Raw genomic sequence first — 1,726 nt, forward strand, 5'->3', positions numbered from 1 at the left:
AGGGTATGTGTCCTTAGGCCTGTTATGTATGTTTAATTAGAGTTTGTTATACATCTGTGTAATTATTTTTTTAAATTTATATCGGTTTTGCTTTATGCTTTTTGTATCAATTGCTTTGCAATTTTATTGTTTATTAAAGTTTTTTATTATCAATTTTTAATTTTTTTCTTACAATACTTTGTTCCCATTTTCCGTACAATAGGCATAGGTCTTTTTTTCACTTTAGGTCGAGTCATATTATCCTCCGTCTTGTTTGAGTATCCATTTCCTAATTTAGGAAATGACTCTATGTATATTCTATATAGGTATTGGTAATCATTTGTTTCTTTTATTCTCATCTAGCTTCCCTTTTCTACTTGTTTATCTATAGTATTTGTTTTCTTTGCTTATTGCTCTTTGTGCCTGCTTTGATGATAACTTTCACACGTTATCGTATTGCACTTTTCTGCCCTTTTTTAAGTCTTATATCTGTTGACTGCTATTGTTTTTTCTGCTAATTCTTATTTTATTTATATGTTCCAATGCCTCATATGTGAGGTGTACTGGTTTTTCTGGACAGGCCTCATCGTTAACCTCTGATGCGGGGCACCGCCCCTGATCGGGGCTTCCGCCAATGAGTAAGCGCCGCACCCACAGTCCCGAGTTCAAGGCCCGAGTCGCCATGGAGGCGATCAGTGGCTGCAAGACGATCCCTTTTATTGTTTACTTTTTTTCTTCACCAATATTTTTCAGAAACTCTAATATATTAGCGTTACAGGTATACCACATAAGTTGTGGGTCTATAAGTTCATTTTCTTTTGAGAAATCTATCGAATTTGATAAAACTGCCAACAGTTTTCCCTTCTCAAGCTTATACATTGATTTGTTCATATCTATTGGGTGTCTTGTTATGTGTAGGTAGTAGGCATCAGGAAAATACTTTTTTATTCTCGCTAACCTCTGAGGAAGTAGTGCATATGCTGGGCTCTTGTCTATTAATGTTAAAGGTTAAATTTTTTCACAAATTTCCTCATATATATCACTTGTTTTTCTATCTGCTCTTCTAATTATCCATCTGTGTGACATTGATATAGTTTCCATTGTTTGTTCTCCTGCATATAGTTCCGATACCGTTCTTAGCAATCCGTGTGTTTGTGGAATAAAAATATCCCTATATTCTTCCATGAACTTTTTCATGTTTTCTTTGATCAGTATGTTCAATTCCGGTACAGAGTATGCTTCGGGATGTCCTCCCAGCATAGAAGCTGATATTGATGAGAATGATCTAGGCGCTGCTAATACAAATATTGGTGGTTTTCTTTTCAAGACCAATTTGCATATATCTTATTTTACCCTAAAACCCCTCTTTGTTTTACACTGTCACAACTTTTTTGGTTTTTTGTATTGTGTTTGCCTTTGTTACCCTGTATTATTATTCTTTAACTTGTCTTTAATTTGCTTACTCCTTTTTTAATCAGTACTGTCTTTGGTCTTCATATTCTGGCCAATTCTGTTTCGTCTTTCGACAATTTTTCAAATATTATGGCTTCTTCTTTTCATGAACGACGCTTAGAGCGTCAGCTTAAGCGGCAGGAGCGACGTTTAGAGCGTCAGCTTAAGCGGCAGGAGCGACGCAATATGCTTTTTGGTTCTACACCTACTCGTGAAAATCAATCTTCCATTTCAACCACTTCGGTTCGTTATCTTGAGCAAGATGGTCTAAAAAGGTCATACCTTCTCCATAAAC

Annotated in this window: 2 protein-coding genes; one reads left to right on the plus strand and one right to left on the minus strand. The window is 35.7% G+C overall.

Annotated features, from left to right (window positions below; genetic code table 11):
- Positions 1-987: 987 nt before the first annotated feature.
- Positions 988-1,305: a sulfotransferase gene (locus SYN8016DRAFT_RS14305; protein ID WP_141561542.1), complete on the minus strand. Its 318-nt coding sequence runs from the start codon at positions 1,303-1,305 to the stop codon at positions 988-990.
- A 129-nt stretch (positions 1,306-1,434) separates the two neighbouring features.
- On the opposite strand from SYN8016DRAFT_RS14305, the gene SYN8016DRAFT_RS15650 reads away from it, so the two are divergent.
- A partial coding sequence (locus SYN8016DRAFT_RS15650; protein WP_216725592.1) for a hypothetical protein occupies positions 1,435-1,726 on the plus strand: 292 nt, incomplete at its 3' end.

The organism is Synechococcus sp. WH 8016, from assembly GCF_000230675.1.
In the GTDB taxonomy this organism is placed as follows: Bacteria; Cyanobacteriota; Cyanobacteriia; order PCC-6307; family Cyanobiaceae; genus Synechococcus_C.